The sequence below is a fragment of the Orrella dioscoreae genome (assembly GCF_900089455.2).
Lineage (GTDB): Bacteria > Pseudomonadota > Gammaproteobacteria > Burkholderiales > Burkholderiaceae_B > Orrella > Orrella dioscoreae.
Genome location: NZ_LT907988.1, coordinates 4069469 through 4091493 on the forward strand (window position 1 = coordinate 4069469; position 22025 = coordinate 4091493).

General features: G+C 67.3%; 18 protein-coding genes, 1 tRNA gene and 1 pseudogene. 6 read left to right on the forward strand and 14 right to left on the reverse strand.

Going from position 1 to position 22025, the window contains the following annotated elements; translation table 11 throughout:
* The first annotated feature begins 46 nt into the window (after positions 1–46).
* The 5 genes and pseudogenes from ODI_RS18755 (at position 47) to ODI_RS18775 (ending at position 5970) form a co-directional block, all read left to right on the forward strand.
* Positions 47–2467 (forward strand): TonB-dependent receptor, encoded by a 2421-nt coding sequence (locus ODI_RS18755; protein ID WP_173719684.1) that lies wholly within the window; start codon positions 47–49, stop codon positions 2465–2467.
* Between the two features lie 173 nt (positions 2468–2640).
* Positions 2641–3246, forward strand: a complete 606-nt coding sequence (locus tag ODI_RS18760; protein WP_067754668.1) for a TetR/AcrR family transcriptional regulator — start codon at positions 2641–2643, stop codon at positions 3244–3246.
* 102 nt (positions 3247–3348) lie between these two features.
* Positions 3349–4041 (forward strand): type 1 glutamine amidotransferase domain-containing protein, encoded by a 693-nt coding sequence (locus ODI_RS18765; protein ID WP_067754665.1) that lies wholly within the window; start codon positions 3349–3351, stop codon positions 4039–4041.
* 44 nt (positions 4042–4085) lie between these two features.
* Positions 4086–5233: pseudogene (locus ODI_RS18770) on the forward strand (alkene reductase).
* On the forward strand, positions 5230–5970 hold the full coding sequence (locus ODI_RS18775; RefSeq protein ID WP_067754663.1) for an SDR family oxidoreductase: 741 nt from the start codon (positions 5230–5232) through the stop codon (positions 5968–5970). The pseudogene ODI_RS18770 and the gene ODI_RS18775 overlap by 4 nt, the downstream one beginning before the upstream one ends.
* Positions 5971–6042: 72 nt before the next feature.
* On the opposite strand, the gene ODI_RS18780 is transcribed toward ODI_RS18775, so the two are convergent.
* From ODI_RS18780 to ODI_RS18825, 10 genes are all read right to left on the reverse strand, one after another.
* Entirely contained in the window at positions 6043–7449 is a 1407-nt protein-coding gene (locus ODI_RS18780) for a DUF2130 domain-containing protein (RefSeq protein WP_067754661.1), read from the reverse strand.
* Between the two features lie 49 nt (positions 7450–7498).
* Positions 7499–8590, reverse strand: a complete 1092-nt coding sequence (ychF, locus tag ODI_RS18785; protein ID WP_067754659.1) for a redox-regulated ATPase YchF — start codon at positions 8588–8590, stop codon at positions 7499–7501.
* Between the two features lie 106 nt (positions 8591–8696).
* Positions 8697–9470 carry a CPBP family glutamic-type intramembrane protease gene (locus tag ODI_RS18790; protein WP_067754657.1) on the reverse strand — a complete coding sequence of 258 codons (774 nt, stop codon included), beginning with the start codon at positions 9468–9470 and terminating at the stop codon, positions 8697–8699.
* Complete coding sequence (gene pth / locus ODI_RS18795) at positions 9451–10047, reverse strand: aminoacyl-tRNA hydrolase (RefSeq protein ID WP_067754654.1); 597 nt, start codon at positions 10045–10047, stop codon at positions 9451–9453. The genes ODI_RS18790 and pth overlap by 20 nt, the downstream gene beginning before the upstream one ends.
* A gap of 173 nt (positions 10048–10220) precedes the next feature.
* Positions 10221–10829 carry a 50S ribosomal protein L25/general stress protein Ctc gene (locus ODI_RS18800; protein ID WP_067754651.1) on the reverse strand — a complete coding sequence of 203 codons (609 nt, stop codon included), beginning with the start codon at positions 10827–10829 and terminating at the stop codon, positions 10221–10223.
* A gap of 118 nt (positions 10830–10947) precedes the next feature.
* Positions 10948–11898, reverse strand: a complete 951-nt coding sequence (locus ODI_RS18805) for a ribose-phosphate pyrophosphokinase (protein ID WP_067754647.1) — start codon at positions 11896–11898, stop codon at positions 10948–10950.
* 155 nt (positions 11899–12053) lie between these two features.
* Positions 12054–12130: transfer RNA gene (locus tag ODI_RS18810), tRNA-Gln, on the reverse strand.
* A gap of 20 nt (positions 12131–12150) precedes the next feature.
* The gene (ispE, locus tag ODI_RS18815; RefSeq protein WP_067754644.1) at positions 12151–13134 is read right to left on the reverse strand and encodes a 4-(cytidine 5'-diphospho)-2-C-methyl-D-erythritol kinase; all 984 of its coding nucleotides are present in this window, start codon (positions 13132–13134) and stop codon (positions 12151–12153) included.
* 23 nt (positions 13135–13157) lie between these two features.
* A complete protein-coding gene (lolB, locus tag ODI_RS18820) occupies positions 13158–13754 on the reverse strand; it encodes a lipoprotein insertase outer membrane protein LolB (protein ID WP_067754766.1) in 597 nt (198 codons plus the stop codon).
* Complete coding sequence (locus tag ODI_RS18825) at positions 13754–15604, reverse strand: tetratricopeptide repeat protein (protein WP_067754642.1); 1851 nt, start codon at positions 15602–15604, stop codon at positions 13754–13756. The genes lolB and ODI_RS18825 overlap by 1 nt, the downstream gene beginning before the upstream one ends.
* 61 nt (positions 15605–15665) lie before the next feature.
* Here ODI_RS18825 and mutM point away from each other — a divergent pair, with 61 nt between their 5' ends.
* Positions 15666–16493: a bifunctional DNA-formamidopyrimidine glycosylase/DNA-(apurinic or apyrimidinic site) lyase gene (mutM, locus tag ODI_RS18830; protein ID WP_067754639.1), complete on the forward strand. Its 828-nt coding sequence runs from the start codon at positions 15666–15668 to the stop codon at positions 16491–16493.
* On the opposite strand, the gene ODI_RS18835 is transcribed toward mutM, so the two are convergent.
* The 4 genes from ODI_RS18835 to ODI_RS18850 form a co-directional block, all read right to left on the reverse strand.
* A complete protein-coding gene (locus ODI_RS18835) occupies positions 16481–18397 on the reverse strand; it encodes an LTA synthase family protein (protein WP_067754636.1) in 1917 nt (638 codons plus the stop codon). The two genes, mutM and ODI_RS18835, sit on opposite strands and share 13 nt — an antisense overlap.
* 184 nt (positions 18398–18581) lie before the next feature.
* Positions 18582–19895 (reverse strand): sensor histidine kinase, encoded by a 1314-nt coding sequence (locus tag ODI_RS18840; protein WP_067754633.1) that lies wholly within the window; start codon positions 19893–19895, stop codon positions 18582–18584.
* On the reverse strand, positions 19892–20599 hold the full coding sequence (locus tag ODI_RS18845) for a response regulator transcription factor (protein ID WP_067754630.1): 708 nt from the start codon (positions 20597–20599) through the stop codon (positions 19892–19894). Before ODI_RS18845 ends, ODI_RS18840 begins: the two co-directional genes overlap by 4 nt.
* Positions 20596–22011 (reverse strand): FAD-binding oxidoreductase, encoded by a 1416-nt coding sequence (locus ODI_RS18850; protein ID WP_067754623.1) that lies wholly within the window; start codon positions 22009–22011, stop codon positions 20596–20598. Before ODI_RS18850 ends, ODI_RS18845 begins: the two co-directional genes overlap by 4 nt.
* Positions 22012–22025 lie beyond the last annotated feature (14 nt).

Sequence of the window (22025 nt, forward strand, 5' to 3'; positions counted from 1 at the left end):
GCAGATGAGAACCCGATTCCTCATCTCCTTTCCCAGAGGTCACGCAATGCATTTCGCCCCCGCCTTCCGGCGTACGGCCCTGGCTTCGTCGCTGAAGCTTGCCCTTTCCGCCATCGTCCTTGGCGCCCCCATCCTGCTCACGCCCACCGTCACGCACGCGCAGGCGCAAACCCGCGCCTATGACATTCCCGGCGGCCCCCTTGGCGATGTGCTGGGCCGCTACGGCCGTGAAGCCGGCATCATGCTGTCCTTCCGTCCCGAGCTCACGGAAGGCCGCCAAAGCAGCGGCCTGAAAGGCAGCTATAGCATCGGCGGCGGCCTGGACGCCCTGCTGGCCGGCACCGGCCTGCGCGCCGTGCTGCAAGCCAACGGCAGCTATGTGCTGAACAGCCTGCCGGGCGCCGGCGCGGGCGCCAACGTGCTGCCCACCGTGACGGTCACGGCGGCCACGGCGGCCGATCTGCCGCCCGCTTATGCAGGCGGCCAGGTCGCGCGTGGCGGCGGCCTGGGCATGCTGGGCACCTCGGATGTCATGGACATCCCCTTCAGCACCACGAACTACACGTCGCAGGCGCTGGAAGACCAGCAGGCGCGTACGCTCGCCGACGTCGTCGTCAACGAGGCATCGGTCCGCGTCCTGACCTCCTCCAGCGGCTTCAGCGACGACTTCCAGATCCGCGGCTTCTCGATGTCGAGCGATGACGTGGGCCTGAACGGCCTGTTCGGCCTGGCGTCGTCCAACCGCATGCCTGCCGCCATCATGGAACGCGTGGAGGTGCTGAAAGGCCCGGGCACGCTGATGAACGGCATCGGCCCCGCCAACAGCGTCGGCGGCGGCATCAACATCGTGACCAAGCGCGCCGGCGATGAGCCGCTCACCCGCTTGACCACCACCTATGAAAGCAAGTCGGTGCTGGGCATCCATGCGGATGTCGGCCGCCGCTTCGGTGAACAGAACCGCTGGGGCCTGCGCGTCAACAGCGTCTATCGCAATGGCCAGACCTCGCTCGACAACGGCCGCCAGGAATTCGGCCTGGGCGCCCTCGCCCTGGACTACCGCGGCGCTCGCCTGCGGTGGTCGCTGGATGCCTACACGCAGCGCGAGAACACCGACAACTTCCGTTCGCAGAACGGCTTCCAGACCGGCAGCAGGGTCATCCCCGACGCACCGTCAGGCCACCGGGCCATCTACAACGGCACGGAACTGATGTTCCGTGACTCGACCATCGCGTCACGCCTGGAATACGACTTGTCCGACAAGGTCACCGTCTATGCTGCCGGCGGCTACCGCTACGGCGCGTCCGAGCAAGACTTCCCGGCCGCCCGCGGCACCAGCGCGGTGTCGCCCACGGGCGACCTGAGCGTCACCAACGCCTGGTATGACGCCTACTCGCGGACCAAGACCGGCGAAATCGGCGCGCGGACCCGTTTCAACACCTGGGGCGTGAAGCACGCCCTCAATCTCAGCGCTTCGCGGCTCGAGCAGGAAAAAGGCAACTTCTTCCTGTCTGCCCCGCCCGCGTCCGCGCAACCCAGCAATATCTACCACCCTGTCAAGCTGACGCCGATGACCGGCGAACGCCACCGCCCGGGCAAGGCCTCGGAAGCCACGCTATCCAGCATCGCCGTGACGGATACGCTGTCTTTCCTGGATGACCGCGTGCTGCTCACGGGCGGCCTGCGCCACCAGCGCGTCGAGATGGACGCCTTCAACACCAGCACCGGCCTGCGCACCTCGTCCTACAGCGACAGCACGGTCACGCCGCTCGTCGGCTTCGTGGTCAAGCCCCTGGCCAACGTCTCTGTCTACGGCAACTACACCGCCGGCCTCACCACGGGCAGCGTCGCCCCCAACTCCGCCGCCAACGCGGGCGAATCCTTTCCGCCCGCCAAGACCAAGCAATACGAGGCTGGCGTCAAGGCCGATTGGGGTCCTGCGATGACCACCGTGTCGATCTTCCAGATCGAACGGCCCAACTCCTACACGGACACCACCACCAACATCTTCAGCTACGGCGGTGAGCAGCGCAATCGCGGCCTGGAACTGGCGGCGGTCGGCGAGGTGGTGGACGGCGTGCGCCTCATGGCCAGCGCCACGTTCTACGATGCCAAGCAGACGAAGACCAATGGCGGGCTGAACCAGGGCAACAAGGCGGTCGGCGTGCCGGATCACACCCTGAACCTGGGCGTGGGCTGGGACCTGCCCTGGGTGCCCGGCCTGAACCTGAACGCTCGCGCCATCCACACGGCCAAGGTCCAGCTGGACGCCGCCAATACGATCCAGATGCCCTCGTGGACGCGCTATGACGTCGGGGCGCGCTACGTGACGGAAGTGGCCGGCCGCTCAGTGGTCTTCCGTGCCAACGTCGAGAACGTGTTCAACAGCAACTACTGGCTGGCGAGCGGGTCGTTCGCCACCGTCGCCGCGCCGCGCACGGTGCTGCTGTCGGCGCAGATCGACTTCTGACCGATCCGCCGTTATTGCAGCAGGAAGGGGCCGCCACGCGCGGCCCCTTTTTCATTGGCGTGCGCCGCCCGCGCCTATCATTGCCCTTGCCGCCCGCAAGCCGACGTGGCGGCCGTACCACGGCAAACCACGCAACTAGACGACCGGTCTAATCTGATGCTACAGTGCGTTCCATGAGCACTTCGCACACCGTAGATACGCCACACACCCGCGAAAACATCCTTGCCCACGGCCAACGCATCATGGCCGGCAAGGGTTTCTCGGCCGTCGGTCTGAACGAGATCCTGACCGCCTCCGGCGTGCCCAAGGGCTCGTTCTATCACTACTTCGGCTCGAAGGACGCTTTCGGTGTCGCCTTGCTCGACAACTATTTCGACACCTACCTGGCCGAGATCGATGCCATCCTTGCCACCCCGGGCCTGGACATGTCGCAGCGCCTGATGAAGTACTGGGAGGCCTGGCAGGACAACCAGTCCTTCTCGGACTGCCAGGGCAAGTGCCTGGCCGTGAAACTGGGCGCCGAGGTCGCGGACCTGTCCGAGGACATGCGGCTGTCGCTCAAGCGCGGGGCCACCCGCCTTACCGCCCGCCTGACGCAGGCCATCCAGGCTGGCGTCGCGGAGGGCTCGCTGTCCATCGACGGCACGCCGCAAGACGTCGCCGACAGCCTGTATCAGTTGTGGCTGGGCGCCAGCATCATGGTGAAGATCGTCCGCAACCCCCAACCTTTCGCCACGGCCATGAGCACGACGCGCAAGATCCTGCATCTTCCCGCCTGAGCCGCGGGACCGCTTCCAGGCACCGCCGATAGCGGTGCTTTTTTAGCCCTTGCTTATAGACGACCGGTCTAATAAAAACAGACCACCACCTGGAGAAACGATATGAAAGTCCTGATGATCCTGACCTCGCATGACCAACTCGGCGACACCGGCCGCAAGACCGGTTTCTGGCTGGAAGAGCTGGCCGCGCCGTACTACGTCTTCAAGGACGCCGGCGCCGAGATCGTGCTGGCTTCGCCCAAGGGCGGCCAGCCCCCGCTGGACCCCAAGAGTAACGAGCCGGCCTTCCAGACGGCGGAGACTCGCCGCTTTGAAGCCGACGCATCGGCGACTGCGCAGTTGGCTGCCACCGTCCGCCTCGACAGCGTCTCGCAGGCCGACTACGACACCGTGTTCTACCCCGGCGGGCACGGCCCGCTGTGGGACCTGGCCGAGGACGCCACGTCGGCCGCGCTCATGGAAGCCTTCCTTGCCAACGGCAAGCCCATCGCGCTGGTCTGCCACGCCCCCGGGGTGCTTCAGCACGTGAAGACGCCCGCCGGCCGTCCCCTGGTCGAAGGCAAGCAAGTCACCGGCTTCAGCAATACCGAGGAAGACGCCGTCGCGCTGACCGACATCGTGCCCTTCCTGGTCGAAGACGTGCTCAAGGCGCAGGGCGGCATCTATACCAAGGGGCCTGACTGGGCGCCTTACATCGTGCAGGACGGCCTGTTGATCACCGGCCAGAACCCGGCGTCCTCCGCCGCGGCGGCAACCCGCCTGCTCGAGCAACTGGCCCCCGGCAAGTCGGCATGACCAAGCGCCAGATGATTCGCGCCCCGATCAATGAGGAGATTCCCATGCAGCATCCCTCGCTATTCACGCCCGTCACGCTGGGCCGCCAGGTCCTGAAGAACCGCATCGTTCTGCCCCCGCTCACCCGTCAGCGCAGCGCCCAGCCGGGCAATGTGCCGAACGCGCTGATGGCCGACTATTACCGGCAACGTGCCGGCGCGGGTTTCATGGTGAGCGAAGGCACGCAAATCGAACCACGCGGCCAGGGTTACGCCTGGACGCCTGGCATCCATCGCCAGGCCCAGATCGACGGCTGGCGCAAGTGACCCACGCGGTACATGCCGAAGGCGGCGTGATCTTCGCGCAGCTTTGGCATGTGGGCCGCGTTTCGCACACCGCCTTGCAACCGCAAGGCGACGCGCCCGTCGCCCCTTCCGCGATCCAGGCGCGAAACGTGAAAGCCTTCATCGAAACGGGCCCCGGTGTTGGCACATTGGTCGAGCCTTCACTGCCCCGCGCACTCTCCATCCCCGAGATCGAAGCGCTGGTGGACCTGTACGCGCAGGCGGCCAGGAACGCACTGGCCGCCGGCTTCGATGGCGTGGAAATCCATGCGGCCAACGGCTACCTGGTCAACCAGTTCATCTCCGCGCACGCCAACCACCGCAATGACGCCTACGGCGGCTCGCTGCACAACCGCCTGCGCTTCCTGCGCGAGATCATCGCTGCCGTCGGGGCGGTCGTCGGTCCGGACCGGCTGGGCGTGCGCTTCACCCCGCTCTTCTCCAGCACGGACCAGGATCGGGTCTATATCGGCTTCGTCGAGGACGATCCGCAACAGACCTACATCGAGGCGATCAAGTTGCTGGAAGCGGCCGGCGTCGCCTACGTCTCGATCGCCGAAGCCGATTGGGACAACGCGCCCGAGCTTCCGCTGGCCTTCCGCCTGGCGGTCCGGCAGTCCTTCAGCGGACGCATCCTGTATGCGGGCCGCTACACCGCGGAACGCGGCGCCAGGCTGGTCGACGCAGGCCTGGCGGACCTGATCGCATTCGGCCGCCCCTTCATCGCCAATCCCGACCTGCCCGCGCGCATCGCCAACGGCTGGCCGCTGAGCCCCCTCGACATGGCCACGGTCTACGGCGGCAAGGCGCAGGGCTACACCGACTACCCCACTTTCTCCCCACCCATCACCCAAGAGGCTTACGCATGAGCAACGGCATTGAAAACAAGGTCATCCTGATCACCGGCGGCAGCACTGGCCTGGGCGCCGAGACGGCCCGCTTCCTCGCGGCACGCGGCGCGAAGATCGCCATCGCGGCACGCCGCAAGGACAAGCTGGACGGCGTGGCCGCCGACATCGAAGCCGCCGGCGGCACGGTCCGCGCCTATGCGCTGGACGTCACGGACAAGGCCCAGGTCGAAGCCGTCGTCGCCGCCGTGGTGGCGGACTTCGGCAGGCTGGACGTCCTCGTCAACAACGCCGGCCTCATGCCCATCCGGCCGATGGCCGAGGTGAACACCGACGAATGGGACGCGATGATCGACGTCAACATCAAGGGCACGCTGTACGGCATCGCCGCCGCCCTGCCCCGTTTCCTGGCGCAGCAAAGCGGCCACGTCATCAACCTCAGCTCGGTGGCCGGCATCAAGGTCTTCGCGCCGGGCGGCACGGTGTACTCGGGCACCAAGTTCGCGGTGCGCGCCATCTCGGAAGGCTTGCGGCAGGAAGTGGGCGAGCACATCCGCGTGACGTCCATCGAGCCGGGCGCCGTGGACAGCGACCTGAAGTACAGCACCTCGGGCGGGGCCGCCGAGACGGTGCTGAACTTCTACAAGGATGCGATTCCGGCGAGTTCGGTGGCCAGGGCGGTGGCGTTCGCCATCGAGCAGCCCGCGGACGTGGATATCAACGAGATCGTGTTGCGGCCGACGAAGCAGGTGTTCTGAAGCCTTGAAAGAAACATGCCGGGACGGCCTTCGCCATCCCGGCATTCCTGCCTGGCGTCATGACGCGCCTCGTCAGTCCCCCGGGGCGTCCTGGTCCTTCAGCTCGGCAAACTTCGCCGCCATCGTCGGATTGCCACGCGTCAGCTTCTTGATGGTCAAGTCTTCCGCCTTGTCATTGGCGAGGCGCAGGTTGTTCGCGGACTTGTACAGCGCCTCCTTGGTCTTTTCCAGGTCCTTGATGGCCTCGTCGATGCGCTTGACGGCCTCTTCGAAACCATCGGATGCCAGGCGCCAGTTGCGCCCGAACGCAGACTTGAAGTCATCCAGTTGCGTCTCGAATTTCGTGATGTCGAGGTTCTGCGCCTTCACCTGCGCCAGCTCCGCCTTGTACATCAAGGACTTCATCGCCGCGTTGCGCAGCAGCGTGATCATGGGGATGAAGAATTGCGGCCTGACGATGTACATCTTCGGGTAGCGGTGGAACATGTCGACGATGCCCGTGTTGTACAGCTCGTTGTCGGGCTCGAGCAGGGAGACCAGCACGGCATATTCGCAGCCCTTCTCCGTGCGATCCTTGTCGAGCTCCTTCAGGAAGTCCTCGTTCTTCTTCTTGGTGGCCGTCTCATCGTTCTCGTTCTTCATCTCGAACATGATGGAGACGATTTCGGTGCCATCTTCATCCAGGTCGCGGAAGACGTAGTCGCCCTTGCTGCCGCTGCGCGCGTCGTTGTCTTTCTCGAAATAGGCGCGCGGGAAGGCGGTGGCCCGGATCCGGTTGAACTCCGTCTCGCAGTGTTGCTCCAGCGTCTCGCCGACCATCTTCGTCGACAGGCGCGCCTTCATGTCGCGCAGGCGCTCGATCGCGTCATCGCGGTCCTTGATCTGCGTCTCGTACTTTTCCTTCAGCGATTTCTCGGCAAGGTGTTTTTCCAGCTCGGCGCGCTGCAGGCTGCCCTTCAGCCCATCCCTTTCCTTCTCGACGACGCTGACCGCCTCGGTGATGGCCAGCCGTTGCGTGATGCCGCTGGCGTCGAGCTGGGCCCGCAGCGCCTGGATTTCCGCTTCTTTCTGGGCCGTGGCTTTCTGCAGCTCGCTGGCAAGCCTGGCCTCGGCCAGTTCGGACGCCGCCTGCTGCCCGCTCCTGGCTTTCTCGAGTTCGTTGGCCAGCGCGTCGCGCTGCTTCTCGACGACGCTGCGGGCCTCGGTCACGGCGAGCCTGCTTGCCACCTCTCCGGCATCGAGCCTGGCCTTGAGGTCCTGGATCTCGGCGTCCCTGGAAGACACGGCCTTCTGCAATTCGCCCGCGACCCTGGCCTGGGCGAGTTCGACCGCCGTGCGTTTCTCCTGCTCGGCCAGTTCCAGCCGCTCATGCAGCTGCTTTTCAAAATCGACGTCGCGGACCTGCTTCAGGATATCCGCGTAACCCGCCTCGTCGACCTTGAAGGCCTTCTTGCAATGGGGGCAGATGATTTCATGCATGACGCTCTCCGGTTGCGTTCAGGTGATCGTCACGCATTGCTTGGGGGTATCAGACGTTGAACAGGAAGTTCAACACGTCCCCATCCTGCACCACGTACTCCTTGCCTTCGGCGCGCATCTTGCCCGCTTCCTTGGCGCCCGACTCGCCCTTGCAGGCGATGTAGTCGGCATAGGAAATGGTCTGCGCGCGAATGAAGCCGCGCTCGAAGTCGGTGTGGATCACGCCCGCGGCTTGCGGGGCGGTGGCGCCGATCGGCACCGTCCAGGCGCGCACTTCCTTCACGCCGGCGGTGAAATAGGTCTGCAGGCCCAGCAGGCGGAAGGCGGCGCGGATCAGGCGGTTCAGGCCCGGCTCTTCCATGCCCATGTCGGACAGGAAGGCGGCGCGGTCGGCGTCGTCCAGGTCGACGATTTCCGATTCGATGGCCGCGCAGATGGCCACGACGGGCGCGTTGCGGGCGGCGGCGTATTCCGTCAGGCGGTCGAGCAGCGGGTTGTCGGTGAAGCCGTCATCGGCCACGTTGCCCACGTACATGGCGGGCTTGGCGGTGATGAAGCAGAGCTGCGCGACGTCGGCCATTTCCTCGGGCGACAGACCCAGCGAACGCACGGGCTTGGCTTCGTTCAGGTGCGTGATGCAGCGTTCCAGCACGGCGCAGATGCGCTGGGCATCCTTGTCGCCCGAACGGGCGGTCTTCTGGTGGCGCAACAGGGCCTTCTCGGCGGTCTGCAGGTCGGCCAGGGCCAGTTCGGTCTCGATGACCTCGATGTCGGCGATGGGGTCGACCTTGCCCGCCACGTGGATGACGTTCTCGTCTTCGAAGCAGCGCACGACGTTGACGATGGCGTGCGTCTCGCGAATGTGGGCCAGGAACTGGTTGCCCAGGCCTTCACCCTTGCTGGCGCCCGCCACCAGGCCGGCGATGTCCACGAACTCGACCGTGGCCGGCAGGATGCGCTCGGGCTTCACGATCTCGGCCAGGGCCTGCAGGCGCGGGTCCGGCACTTCCACCACGCCCACGTTGGGCTCGATGGTGCAGAAGGGATAGTTTTCGGCAGCGATGCCGGCGCGGGTCAGCGCGTTGAAAAGCGTCGATTTGCCAACGTTGGGCAGGCCGACGATGCCGCATTGCAGAGCCATTGTGATCCTGTGCGTACGAAAGAGGGATTCTTGCGAATCCGCCAGTTTACCGCCCCTGGCCGACTCACCGCGTGACAGCGCTCACCGCCCCCTCTTTTACGCCCCTTCAGCCGCCTGCCAAGCCTCGCATCACCAACAAAATCAACAACACCGGCCCCGCATTGAAAATCGCATGCAGCACGATGGCGTCGACGATGCCCGCCCGCGTGCGCAGCCATCCCAGCGCCAGGCCGGTCAGCCATTGCGGCAGCACCAGCACCGGCATCAGCCACCAGGGCATGGCGTTCAGGGAATAGTTCGCCAGGTGCAGGCCGGCGAACGCCAGCGTGGCCAGGTGGAAGACGACGGGATACAGGCGGATGTAGCGCCGCATGCACGGCCGCCAGTGGGCCGAGGGCGGATGCGGCCGGCGGCTGTGCCAGACCGACAGCGCCAGGCCCAGGGCCACCAGCGCGCCCGCCCACAGGCCAGGCCCCATGAGCAAGGCCGCGCCGCCCATGGGCACCATCCACAGCATGTGCACCGGGCGGCGCAGGCCGTAGCGGAACAACAGCTCTTCGACGATGGGCGCCCACAGGATGGCCTGCATCCACGGCAGGTTGTCCAGGTTGATGCGATGCTCGGCGCCCCCCGTGCCGGCCGCCAGCAGCACCAGCGGCCCCAGCGCGAAGATGTTCACGCTCCACAGGAACAGTGCCCAGGCCAGCAGCCGCGTGACGCGCGACTGCAATTGCCAATCGGCGGCCAGCCCCGTGCCGCCCCGGCGGCCGGGCCGTCGCGGCGACAGCCGCATCCAGCGCACGTCGCGCAAGAACGCGGCCAGCTCGCTGCGAAAGCGGCGGCGCGGCGGCTGGGACAGCTCAGGCGGGGTTGTCTGCATGCAGGCGGGCTGTCGCGCGAGTGAACTCGCCGTCCAGCAATTGAGGCATGACGGCGCGGCAGCGGATCAGCACGTCGTCCAGCGCCTGCTGCTCCTCCCGGCGCGCGGGATGCAGCACGAAATCCGCCACCTGCTGCTGCAGGCCCAGCGTGCGTGGATGCCCGATGCCCAGGCGCAGTCGCCAGAAGGCAGGGCTGCCCAGCACGGCCTGGATATCGCGCAAGCCGTTATGGCCGGCATGGCCGCCGCCCTGCTTCAGCTTCACCTGCCCGGGCATCAGGTCCAGCTCGTCATGCAGCACCAGGATCTGCTCGGGCGCCAGCTTGTAGAAACGCGCCAGTGCGCCCACGCACTGGCCGGAGCGGTTCATGTAGGTGATGGGCTTGGCGATCAGCAGGTTCTCGCCGCCGTGACGGGTCTTGGCGACCTGGCCGCTGAAGGCCTTTTCCAGGTTGAAGCTGGCGCGCAGGTCATCGGCCACCTGCTCGGCCAGCCAGAAGCCGGCGTTATGCCGGGTGCGCTCATAGTCCGGGCCGGGATTGCCCAGCCCGACGATCAATCGGATGGGAACGGACATGCGGGAAACGTAGGTCGATCGGGGCGCCGCCCCGGGAAGCAGGCCACACTATGCCATAGGTGACGACACAGGCCACCGCGGGCTGGCCAGAACGAAAAAAGCCGGATGGAATCCCATCCGGCTTTCCTGCCGAGCTTGCATGGGCCGCCGCGCAGGCCGGCCCGGGCGGGCGATCAGGCAGCGGGCGTTTCGCCTTCGCCTTCGGCGGCGTCAGCAGCGCCAGCGGGCACGACAGCGGTGGCCAGCAGCGGGTTGGTTTCGCCACCGTGGGCGATGTGGGTCACGCCCTTGGGCAGCTTGACGTCGGCCAGGTGAACCGATTGACCCACTTCCAGGTTGCTCAGGTCCACTTCGATGAACTGGGGCAGGTTGGCCGGCAGGCAGCTGATTTCCAGTTCGGTGGCGATGTGGCTGACGATGGCGCTGCCCAGCTTCACGGCGGGCGAGACTTCAGCGTTCACGAAGTGCAGCGGCACCTTGGTGTGCAGCGCTTGCTTGGCGTCGACGCGCTGGAAGTCCAGGTGCATGACCTGCTTCTTGTACGCGTGCCATTGCACGTCGCGCAGCAGCACTTGCTGGACCTTGCCGTCCACATCCATGTCCAGCACGGACGAGTGGAACTCTTCCTTGCGCAGGGCGTGGTAGATGTCGTTGTGGTCGACGTCGATCGACAGCGGCTGCTCGGTACCACCGTACACGACGGCGGGCACGCGGCCGGCGTGGCGCAGGCGGCGGCTCGCACTCGATCCCTGCAGGCTACGCGTAGAGGCGTTGAATTTCATGGTAATGCTCCAAACGAATGAAAAGGCGGCCTGGGCCGCCCGGTAGGGGCATGACGCGCGACATGCGCGTCACGTTTTGCAGGGGCCGCCGCGACCAGCGGCCCCTGCGAAGACGGATTTACTCGACGAACAGCGAGCTGACGGACTCGGCGTTCGAGATGCGCATGATGGTTTCGCCCAGCAGCGCGGCGCACGACAGCTGGCGGATCTTGGGCGAGCTGCGCGCTTCCTCGGAGAGCGGGATGCTGTCGGTGACGACCAGCTCGTCCAGCTCGGAATTGTTGATGCGTTCGGCGGCGCCGCCCGACAGCACGGGGTGCGTGCAATAGGCGTAGACGGCGCCGGCGCCGCGCTCTTTCAGCGCTTGCGCGGCCTTGCACAGCGTGCCGGCGGTATCGACCATGTCATCCATGATGATGCAGGTGCGGCCGTCGACTTCGCCGATGATGTTCATGACCTCCGACACGTTTGCACGCGGGCGGCGCTTGTCGATGATGGCCAGGTCCGCCTCCAGCGGCTTGGCCAGCGCCCGGGCGCGCACCACGCCGCCGATGTCGGGCGAGACCACGACCAGGTTCTTGTAGTTCTTGCGCCAGATGTCACCCAGCAGGATCGGGCCTGCATAGATGTTGTCCACCGGAATGTCGAAGAAACCCTGGATCTGGTCGGCGTGTAGGTCCATGGTCAGGACGCGGTCCACGCCCACGACCTGCAGCATGTTGGCGACGACCTTCGCCGAGATGGCCACGCGCGCCGAACGCGGGCGGCGGTCCTGGCGGGCATAGCCGAAATACGGAATTGCCGCGGTGATGCGGCCGGCCGAGGCGCGACGCAGGGCGTCGACCATGACCATGACTTCCATCAGGTTGTCGTTCGTGGGCGCACAGGTCGGCTGCAGCACGAAGACGTCCTTGCCGCGGACGTTCTCGTTGATCTCGACCATGACTTCACCGTCGGAGAAACGCCCCACGGCCATCTTGCCCAGGGACATGTCGAGGTGGTTGACGACGTCCACAGCCAGGCGCGTATTGGCTGTGCCCGTGAAGATCATGAAGCTATCGTTGGTCATGATGAGAATTGCGGCTCCGACGACCCAAATGAAAAAAGCTGCTGAACCGGCGCCACGGATTGGAAGGCAAGTTCAACAGCTTTATTTATGATGCCCTGATGGCAAGTGTCCGGGGGATTCTCGCGGCGGCGCCGCGGCATGGCCCTTGGACGGTTTGGCTGGGGAGGAAGGATTCGAACCTTCGCATGCCGGAATCAAAATCCGGTGCCTTAACCAGCTTGGCGACTCCCCAACTGTAACTACTCACGCTCACTACTCACGTTCAACCCAGTGCCGCAACGGATGCTCGTCCAATCCTTCGCAGGCATGTGCCTGGGCAAGCGGTACGCTGCTTTCCGTCCGCGACCCGGATTGCGCGAGTCGCATTTTAGCGGCGATTTCCGATTGTGCAAAAAGCGCTGAATCCAGGTCCGGGAACTGCCCGAACAGGCAGGCACCCGAGCCCGACATGCGCACCACGATGCCCTGTTGAGCCAGCCAGCTTGCGGCATTCCTGACTTCGGAATAGCGCGCCATGACGACGGGCTCCAGATCATTGCGGCCAAAATAGCGGCTTGCGAACGTTGCAGACTGCGGGATTGAACTGCCACCCTGGTCCGCATTTCCATTCGCCGGCTGCCGTTTCGTTTTCAGCAGATCGGAAAAGTCCGCTATTTTGACGAGTTTCGTATCGCGTGTCAACTCGGGGGCGGAAAATATGCCCGCGGTCGGCACCGCGGCTTTCGGCTGTGCCACCAGATAGGCAGCCGGACGCAGGTCCACGGCGGTCAGCAGCTCGCCCACGCCCTCGGCGAATGCGGACTGGCCGAAAACGAACACGGGCACGTCGGCGCCCAGGGGCAGGGCCAGGCGCATGAGTTCACGGCGCGAGAGGCCGGTGCCCCACAGGCGGTTCAGCCCGATCAGCACGCTGGCCGCATCGCTGGAGCCCCCACCCAGGCCACCGCCGGCGGGGATGCGCTTCTGCAGCGATATCTGCACGCCCTGCTTCGCGCCCGTGGCGGCCTGCAACGCGCGCGCGGCGCGAACGGTCAGGTCGTCGTCCGCGGGCACGCCAGGCAGGTCGGTCGCGCGCGTGACGAGGCCGTCGCCGCGGGTGTCCAGGTGCAGGGTGTCGTACAGGCCCACGAAGCGGAACAGCGTCTGCAGCAGGTGATAGCCGTCAGGACGGCGTCCCACCACGTGCAGGAACAGATTGATCTTCGCGGGCGCGGGGATGTCGTAGAGCGTCGTCATGGGCTTGCGGCGTGCGCCGCGGCTCAGGGCTGGATCGCGTCGACCACCAGGCGGACCACGATGCGCCGGCCCGCTTCATTGCGCTCGAGCACGAGCAGCTGCGGCCCTTGGGTGTCGTAGCGCGACAACGCGGCCTGCCAGCCGCCCTGCCGGAAGGCGGTGGGGCGGCCTGCATCGTCCTGGCGGACATCCTGCGCGGCGGGATCGGCGGCCAGGCGGCCACGCAGCCAGTCACGCAAGCCGGACACGGGGATGTCGCCGCCCAGCACCTCGGCGATCAAGGCGTCGGGGTTGGCGGCACGAAAGACCTCGCCGTTGGCGCGCGTCAGCACCGCGCCTTGCGGCGTGGCTTCCATGCGGGCCAGCGTGGAGCCGAAGGGATTGGCCAGATCGAGCACCAGCCGGCGGCCCTGGTCGCGCCAGGCAAATCCGCCCTGCACGGCCTCGGGTTGCTCGCCAGGCGCTTCCACGCGCACGGCGAAGCGGCCCGTGCGGGCAAAGGCGTCGGTGATCTCGTCCGAGCCGCCGTCCGCGACGGGAGGCGGACTGACGCAGGCGGCCACCAGGGCGGTCAGGCCCGCGGCGGCGGCCACGCGCAGGAAGGTGCGCACGCGCGCCATCATGGCTGCACGCCCAGGCGCTGCACGGTCTCCTTGAGCAGCGCGTTGTCGGCGTCCCTGGCGGACGCGTCGCGGAACAGCTTCAGCGCCTCGGCGCGGCGGTTCAGCTTCCACAGCACTTCGCCCAGGTGCACGGCGATCTCGACGTCGTCGCGCAACGCATAGGCGCGCGTGAGGTACCCCGCGGCGGCTTCGTCGTCGCCCAGCCGGTATTGCACCCAGCCCATGCTGTCCATGATGAAGGGATCGTTGGGCGCCAGTTCCAGGGCGCGCGTGACGAGCGCCAGGGCCTCGGGCAGCCGCTGGCCCCGGTCGGCCAGCGTGTAGCCCAGCGCGTTATAGGCATGCGCATGCTCGGGGTCGAGGGCGATGACCTGACGCAGCAGGCGCTCCATTTCCTCGACATTGCCCACGCGCTCCTGCAGCATCGCCAGGTCGTACTTGATCTCGACGGTGTCGGGCTGCCTGGCGTCGGCCTGGGCCAGGTACGCGATGGCCTCGTCCACGCGGTTGGACTCGCGCAGCAGTTGCGCCTCGGCCAGCGTGCCCTGCAGGGCCTCTTCCTCGTCCTGGGGCTGAGCGGACCGGATCAGGGCCAGCGCTTCATCGACATTGCCCTGCTTGGCGCGCAGGCTGGCCTGGCGCAGGCGGGCGCTGTAGCGCACGGACGGATCCTCGATGCGGCCCAGCGCCTGGACGGCGCCGTCCAGGTCTCCCTGCTCCTCGGCGATGCGCGACAGCAGCAGGTAGGCGTCGGCGGACGCGGCAACCGCGTCGGTCGTGCCGGGCGCGGTGTCTCGCTCGCGCTGGGCCTGGACCTCGACGAACTGCTCGAGCGCGCCGCGGGCTTCAGGCAGGCGGCCGGCGCGATACAGGATTTGCGCGCGGATGAACATGAGGTCGAAATCCTCGGGCGCGCGGCGCGACATGGACTCGATCTCGGACAAGGCGCCTTCGTGGTCGCCGTTATCGGAAAGCTGGGTGGCCAGGACGAGCCGCAGGCGGCGCGCGTCCGGGTTGCGCTGGGCGAACTCGCGGGCGTCGGCGATGGCGCGCACCGGGTCGTCCTTCAGCCCGTATTCCAGCACGCGCTGGGCGGCCTCTTCGGAACGCGGGGCCAGCGCCAGGGCTTCGCGCGCCTCGCTGGCGGCACGCTCGGCGTCGCCGGCTGCCTGCGCCAGGTCGGCCAGTGCCATGCGGGAGGCCGGAATCTTGCGGGCGCTGTCGCTCAGGGCTTCGTCCAGCACGGCCAGGGCCTTGCGCCGGTCGCTCATGCGGCCGATGACGGCCAGCGCCTGGGCGATGGCGGCAGGCTTGTCGGCCGCGGCGTCGATGCGGGCGCGCAGGGTCTTGCCCAGGCCCGCGGTCTGGCCGGAGGCGGCTGCCAGCGCCAACTCGGTCGAGCTGGCTTCCGGGTCGTTCGGCGCCAGGCGCGACCAGTAGCGGGCGGCGTCCAGCGCGGCGCTGAGATTGCCGCCGGCCAGGGAGAATTCGAGCGCGCGGCGCGCCAGGCGGTAGTCGCCCGTGTCGCGCGCCAGCTCCAGCATGGTGTTGCCGGCGGTGGCATAGACGCCGCGCTGGGCGGCGATCTCGGACACGAGGATGCGATAGAGGATATTGGCCGAGAGGCTGACCTCGGGCAGTTGGCCCGGGCGCAAGCGGATGACCTCGGTCTCGGGCACGCGCTTCTTTTCCTGGAGGCGCTGCGCGACGATCTGGACGCCGTCACCCGCCTTGGGCGCGGCCTGGACCGGCAGTCCGGCGCAGGCCAACGCCAGCGCCAGGACAATGGATTTGAGAGGAGTTTGCGACTTCACGCGACCCGCCTGGTTGATGGCACAATCGGACATCTCACGATTGAATAGCCGATGTTATCACTCGGCTCCCCCTGATTCATGCCCGCGGCGATCCATGCCTGAGCTGCCAGAAGTCGAAACCACGCGCCGCGGCATCGCGCCGCTGATGACGGGACGGGCGCTCAAGCGCCTCGTCATCCACGAAAGCCGCCTGCGCTGGCCCATCCCGCCCGGCCTGGATGTCCTGCTGGCGGAACGCACCGTCGTGGCCTGCGAACGGCGCGGCAAGTACCTGCTGCTGCGCTTCGAGCATGGCACGCAGATCATCCACCTGGGCATGTCGGGGTCGCTGCGGCGGGTCCCGCCAGGCGAATTCCTGCGCAAGCACGACCACGTCGAATGGATCTTCGAGGACGCGGCGTTCCGGCTGCATGACCCGCGCCGCTTCGGCGCGGTGCTCTGGCACCCCACCGATGCCGGCCCGCTGCTGGAACATCCCCTGCTGGCCCGGCTGGGCATCGAACCCTTCGACCCGCGCTTCAACGGCGAGTGGCTGCACCGCCATTTCCAAGGCCGCGCGATGGCGGTCAAGCAGGCCCTGCTGGCGGGCGACGCCGTCGTGGGCGTGGGCAACATCTATGCGTCGGAGTCGCTGTTCCGGGCGCGCATCCACCCCGCCACGCCTGCCGGCCGCCTGTCACGGGCCCGCTGCGACCGGCTGGCCCAGGCGGTGCTGCAGACATTGGGCGACGCCCTGACCTCGGGCGGCAGCACGCTGCGCGACTACGTCAACAGCGACAGCGAGCCAGGGGCCTATTTCGATATCCACGCCGCCGTCTACGAACGCGCGGGCCAGCCCTGCAAGGTCTGCGGCACGCCGATCCGCCGCATCGTGCAGGGCCAGCGCGCCACCTATTACTGCCCCCGCTGTCAGCGGGCCTGAGCGGCGGCGGGCGCCACCGGCAAGCGGTAGTTCTCCGCCTTGTAGGCCTCGCCCGGCCACAAGGCGTGGCCCAGCGCCTCGCGCGCGAATGCCTCGTCCAGCGGCTGCGGGGTATACGTGCCCGGCTTCTCGTAGCGGTACTGGTGCGCCGGCTTGCCCGGCTCCAGCACGATCAGCTGGTCTCCCTGCGGCCCCGACCTCATGTAGCCGTAGTTGTCGCCATACTGCATGATCGCGCGCCCGGCGGCCTGCCGCGTCAGGTCATGCCCGACCATGGGATTGGCGCTGTCGATGCCCGCCAGCGAGAGCAGCGTGGGCGCCAGGTCTACCTGGCTGATGAGGCGGTCATCGCGGCGCGGCGACACGTCCGCCCCCAGGATCAGGGCCGGAATCTGGAAGTGCCGCACCGGCACGAGGCTCGCGCCCCCCACCCGTGAATCGTGGTCCGCCACGACCAGGAAGACCGTGTTCTTCCAGTAGGGTTGCTTGCGTGCCTTCTCGAAGAACTGGCCCAGCGCCCAGTCGGCATAGCGCACGGTGTTCTCCACCGAGCGCGGGTCGCCTTGCGGGGTGATGCGTCCTTCCGGGTATTCCCACGGTGAATGGTTGCTGACCGTGAACGCCAAGGTGAAGGTGGGCTTGTCGCCGTCGGCAGTCAAGAGGCCATCCAGCTCCTTGAACATGTCTTCATCCGACGCGCCCCAGGAGCCGACGAAGGCCGGACGCTTGAATTTCGCCCGGTCCACGACCTCCTTGAAGCCATTGCCCAGGAAGAAGCCGCGCATGTTGTCGAAATGCGCCTCGCCGCCATACACGAAGCGGGAGTGGTAGCCCTGGCGGCCGAGCAGCTCCGCCACGGTGAAGAACCCCGTCTGCGAACGCGGCAGCTTCAACACGGCTTCCGCCGGCGTCGGCAGGAAACCGGTAGTGATCGCCTCCAGCCCACGCACCGAGCGCGTGCCGGTGGCGTAGGCGCGCGTGAAGGCCCAGCCCTCCTTGCTCAGGGCATCGTAGGCGGGCGTCAGGCCGGCGCCGCCCAGGCTGCCCACGTACTGAGCGCCCTGGCTTTCCATGAGGATCACGACGACGTTCAAGGGCCGGTCGCGCCGCACGGTGGCCTGCTGCTCGTGCAGGGTGGGGATGGCCGGGTCCAGGGGCGGCCCTTGCAGGCCTGCGGATTCACGCACGATGCGCAGCGCTTCTCCCGGCGGCAGGCTGCCGTACAACGCCGAGGGTGAACGCTCTTTCTTCATGCGATAGACGGCGTCCGCCACGTTGTAAAGCGAGTTCAGCGGCAGCGTATTGATCATGGCATCTCCCGCGAACGCCACACTGGAGGGATTGATCGGGCGATGCTCCAGCGTGCCGCGTATGCCCATGAAACCCGCGGCCAGGATCAGCAACGACAGGATCGGGCGGTGCCACCAGGCCAGCGGCGCATCGAGGCGGCCATCGCGGAACAGCCGGCGTGCCAGCCAGCCTGCCGCGACCAGCACCAGCAGCGCGACCAGCAGGGTGCCCTTGTAGCCCTCCCACAGCATGCTGCCCACTTCGCGCGGGCTGACCAGGTATTCCACATAGAGCCGGTTCGGCCGCGTGTCGTACTCGGCGATGAACTGCGGCGTGGAGATCTCCAGCAGCACCAGCAGGAAAAAGGCGAAGCGATACCACCAGGCGGTCAGGCGCGCGGGCCAGGCGCGATGGCCCAGCCAGGGTGACAGCACGGCAGGCAGCACGGCCAGCATGCAGAGCATCACGGTATCGATGCGCAGGCCGCCGATCAGGATGGGCCACAGGCCATCGGCCGCCTGCACCCGGTCCCATTGCCAGGCCATCAGGCCCAGTCGGGACAGGAGCAGCAGCGCGAAGCCGGCCAGCAGGAAACGCAGGGTGGATGCACGCACGGATGCCCTCCCCTTACGGCAAGCGCAGCAGGACCGGCACACCCACGATGTACACGACGGCGTAGCGCCAGAAATAACGATCCATTGCGGCAAGCCCTGCTAATCACGATGACGCGCAGCGTATCGGGCGGACCATTGAATAAACGTCAAAACGCGCGAGGAAAGCGGCCAGGCAGGCAAATACCTAGGCGAAGCGCAGGTGGAAACGGGTCCCGCGATCAGGGCCGGTGGTGCGCGAACTGACCGCCAGCGTCCAGCCCTGGGTGTCGCAGACACGCTTGGCAATGGCCAGGCCGAGCCCGCGCGGCATGTCGGCCGCCCCTTCGCCCTGCACGTCGCGCAAGACGCCGCTGTAGTAGCGGTCGAAGATGAAAGGCAGGTCGATGGGGTCGATGCCCGGGCCATCGTCACTGACGTCCAGCCCGTCGCCGACCGAGGTGACCGTCAACGTGGCCGGGGCCGCGTGTTCGATGGCATTGCGCACCAGGTTGCGCAGGACCATCAGCAAGGCGTAGCGGTCCAGCGGCAGGACCTGGTCAGGAGGGACCTGGTTGTCCAGCCGCAGCCCCGCCGCCAGCGCCGGCCCCTGGTGGCCGCTCCAGGCGTCGTCCACGCTGTCGGCCAGGCGCGTCGGCTCCCGCGCGCCGGCCTCTTCGCGCGCCAGGGCCCGGGCGCTTTCCAGGGCCGCCACCACGCTGTCGACCTCCTTGAGCGTGCGCTGCAGGCGCACCCGGGCATCCTCGGTCAATGCCGTATCCAGCAGCAGCTCGGCATCGGTGCGCATGACCGCCAGCGGCGTGCGCACTTCGTGGCTCAGATTGGCCGAGAACTCCCGCTCGCGGGCAATCGATTGGTCCACCCTGCCCTGCATCCGATTGAATGCCTCGATGAGCCGGCCCACTTCGTCATCCCGGTCGACGGCCATGTCAGGCGCGCCGGGCGCCCAGTTCGACAACTGGCCGGTCAGTTTCTGCATCGGGCTGACCACCAGCCTGGCCACGCGCAGGGCGATGAGATAGGCGCCCATCGAGCAGATGACGCCCAGGGCCAGCACGATGAGCCCGAACTCATGCACCCGCGCCTCGTTGTCCGTCGCGTCGTACACCACCATCACGCGTCCCGGCGGCACGTCGACCACCGCCACGTGCCAGACCGTCACGCCCTCTTCGTAGATGTGCATCCCCGGCGCCATGCGCTGCAGCGGTTCAGGCAGCTGTTCGGCGTCCTCTGGCGTGCGCGCGTGCCAGACGCGCATCGTGCCCCCCAGCTCCACCGGACCCAGCACCATGTAGTCCGGATCACCCTGCTCGACCTGGTGCATGACCCGCTGGCTCTCCGACGCCAGGATGTCATTGACCAGCGCGTCCTCCATCTCGTCGAAGGTGAGATAGGACAGCAGCGCCAGCACCCCCACGAAGACCGCGACGGTGCCCGTCAGCGCCCAGACCACGCGCTGGGTCAGCGTCAGGGGCTGCCTGCGCGCCCGGGCCCCGTTCATGCCGGACGCGAGGGCACCACCAGGCGCCAGCCCGTGCCGTGCAGGGTCTCGATGCCGTCGAAGCCGGCATCGGCCAGCGCGCGGCGCAGCAGGTGGATCTGGCTGCGCAGGGCATCGGAGGCAGGGGTCTCGTCGCCCCACAACGCCGATTCGAGGTCCGTGCGCAAGACCGCGCAACCCGGGTCACGCATCAGCATCTCGACGATCTGCGTGGACTTGCGCGCAAGATAGACCGGCAGGCCATTGACGGACACGACCCGTGTGCGCGGATCGAAGGAGAGGCCGTGGAACTCGCGCGGCGCGGCCGTGACCGCGCCCTGGGAACGGTTGACCAGGGCGCGCAGCCTGGCCTCGACCTCGGCCAGCGCGAAGGGCTTGGTGAGATAGTCGTCGGCGCCGTGGGAGAAACCGGCCAGCTTGTCCTCCAACTGGTCGCGCGCCGTCAGGATCAGCACCGGCACGCTGCGCTGCAGGTCCTGGCGCAACGACTGCAGCACCCGGTAGCCGTCCTGGCCGGGCAGGCCGATATCCAGCACCACCACGTCGAAGGGCTGCTCGGCCAGCATGCGCAGCGCGCCACGCCCTTCATAGGCCGCGTCGGGCATGAAGCCCTTGTTCTCGAGATAGCTGTAGAGATTGCCCGCGAGCGTGGTGTCGTCCTCGACGATCAGCACGCGTGGACGCAAGTCGCTCGATCCGGTCATGATTGCAGGACCTTTCCGGGATTCATGATGCCCTGGGGATCCAGGGCGGCCTTGATGCGCTTCATCAGCGCCAGTTCCACGGCGCCTTTATAGCGCGGAAGCTCGTCGCGCTTGAGCTGGCCCACGCCATGTTCGGCGCTGATCGAGCCGGCATGCGCATGCACGCTGTCGTGGACCAGGCGATAGACCTCGGGCTGCAGGGCCAGCAGTGCCGCCTCGGACTGCCCCGGCGCGCGCGCGACGTTGTAGTGCAGGTTGCCGTCGCCCAGGTGGCCGAAGACCACGTTGCGCACGCCGGGATAGCGCGCCTGCAGCAAGGCATTGGTGTCGCGAACGAAATCGGCGATGCGCGATGCGGGCAGCGAGACGTCGTGCTTGATGCTCTTGCCCAGCCGGGCTTCGGCCAGCGGGATGCTCTCGCGCAGATGCCACAGCGCCTGGCTTTGCGCGTCGCTATGCGCGATGACGACATCGAGCGCATTGCCCGCCGCCAGCGCATTGCCCAGGACGGACTCGAAACGCGCCTGCGCGTGCGCGGCGCTTTCGCTGTCCGACACTTCCAGCAGGGCATGCCAGGCGGCGCCCGCGCCTTCTCCGGCAAACGGCAGGCGCTGCTCGGGAAAAACCGTGAAGACCTGCCCCAGCACGTCGGCCGCCATGACCTCGAAACCTGTCAGCGCCGGACCGAAGCCTGCGCGGGCGCGTGCCAGCAGGGCCACCGCGGCCTCCAGGCTGGGCAGGGCGATCAACGCCGTGGACTGCGCCACGGGCAGCGGAAAGAGCTTGAAGGTGGCCGCGGTGATGATGCCCAGCGTGCCTTCGCTGCCGATATACAGGTCACGCAGCGAGTAGCCGCTGTTGTCCTTGCGCAGGCCGCGCAGCCCGTCCCAGCGCTCGCCTTGCGGTGTCACGACCTCCAGGCCCAGCGTCAGGTCGCGCGCGTTGCCATAGCGCAGCACCTGGGTGCCGCCCGCGTTGGTGGCCAGGTTGCCGCCGACGGTGCACGAGCCTTCGGCAGCCAGGCTGAGCGCGAAGAGCCGGCCCGCCGCGCGGGCGGCGTCCTGCACCGCCTGGAGCACGCAGCCCGCCTCGACCGTGATGGTGTCGTTTTCGACATCGATCTCGCGGATGGCATTCAAGCGGCGCAAGGACAGGATCAAGGCCGTGCCGCTGCCGTCGGGCGTGCCCGCCCCGCACAGACCGGTGTTGCCGCCCTGGGGCACGATGGGCACGCCCAGGCGGGCGCATTCGGCGACCACGCCGGCCACCTCGTCCACCGATCCGGGACAGGCGACGGCCAGGGCCTCGCCGCGATAGCGGCCCCGCCAATCCAGCAGGTAGGGCTCGGCATCGTCACCCGTCAGGACGTGATCGGGGCCCAGCAGGCCCTGCAGGGCGGTCAAAAGGCTCATGGCGCAAGAAATGG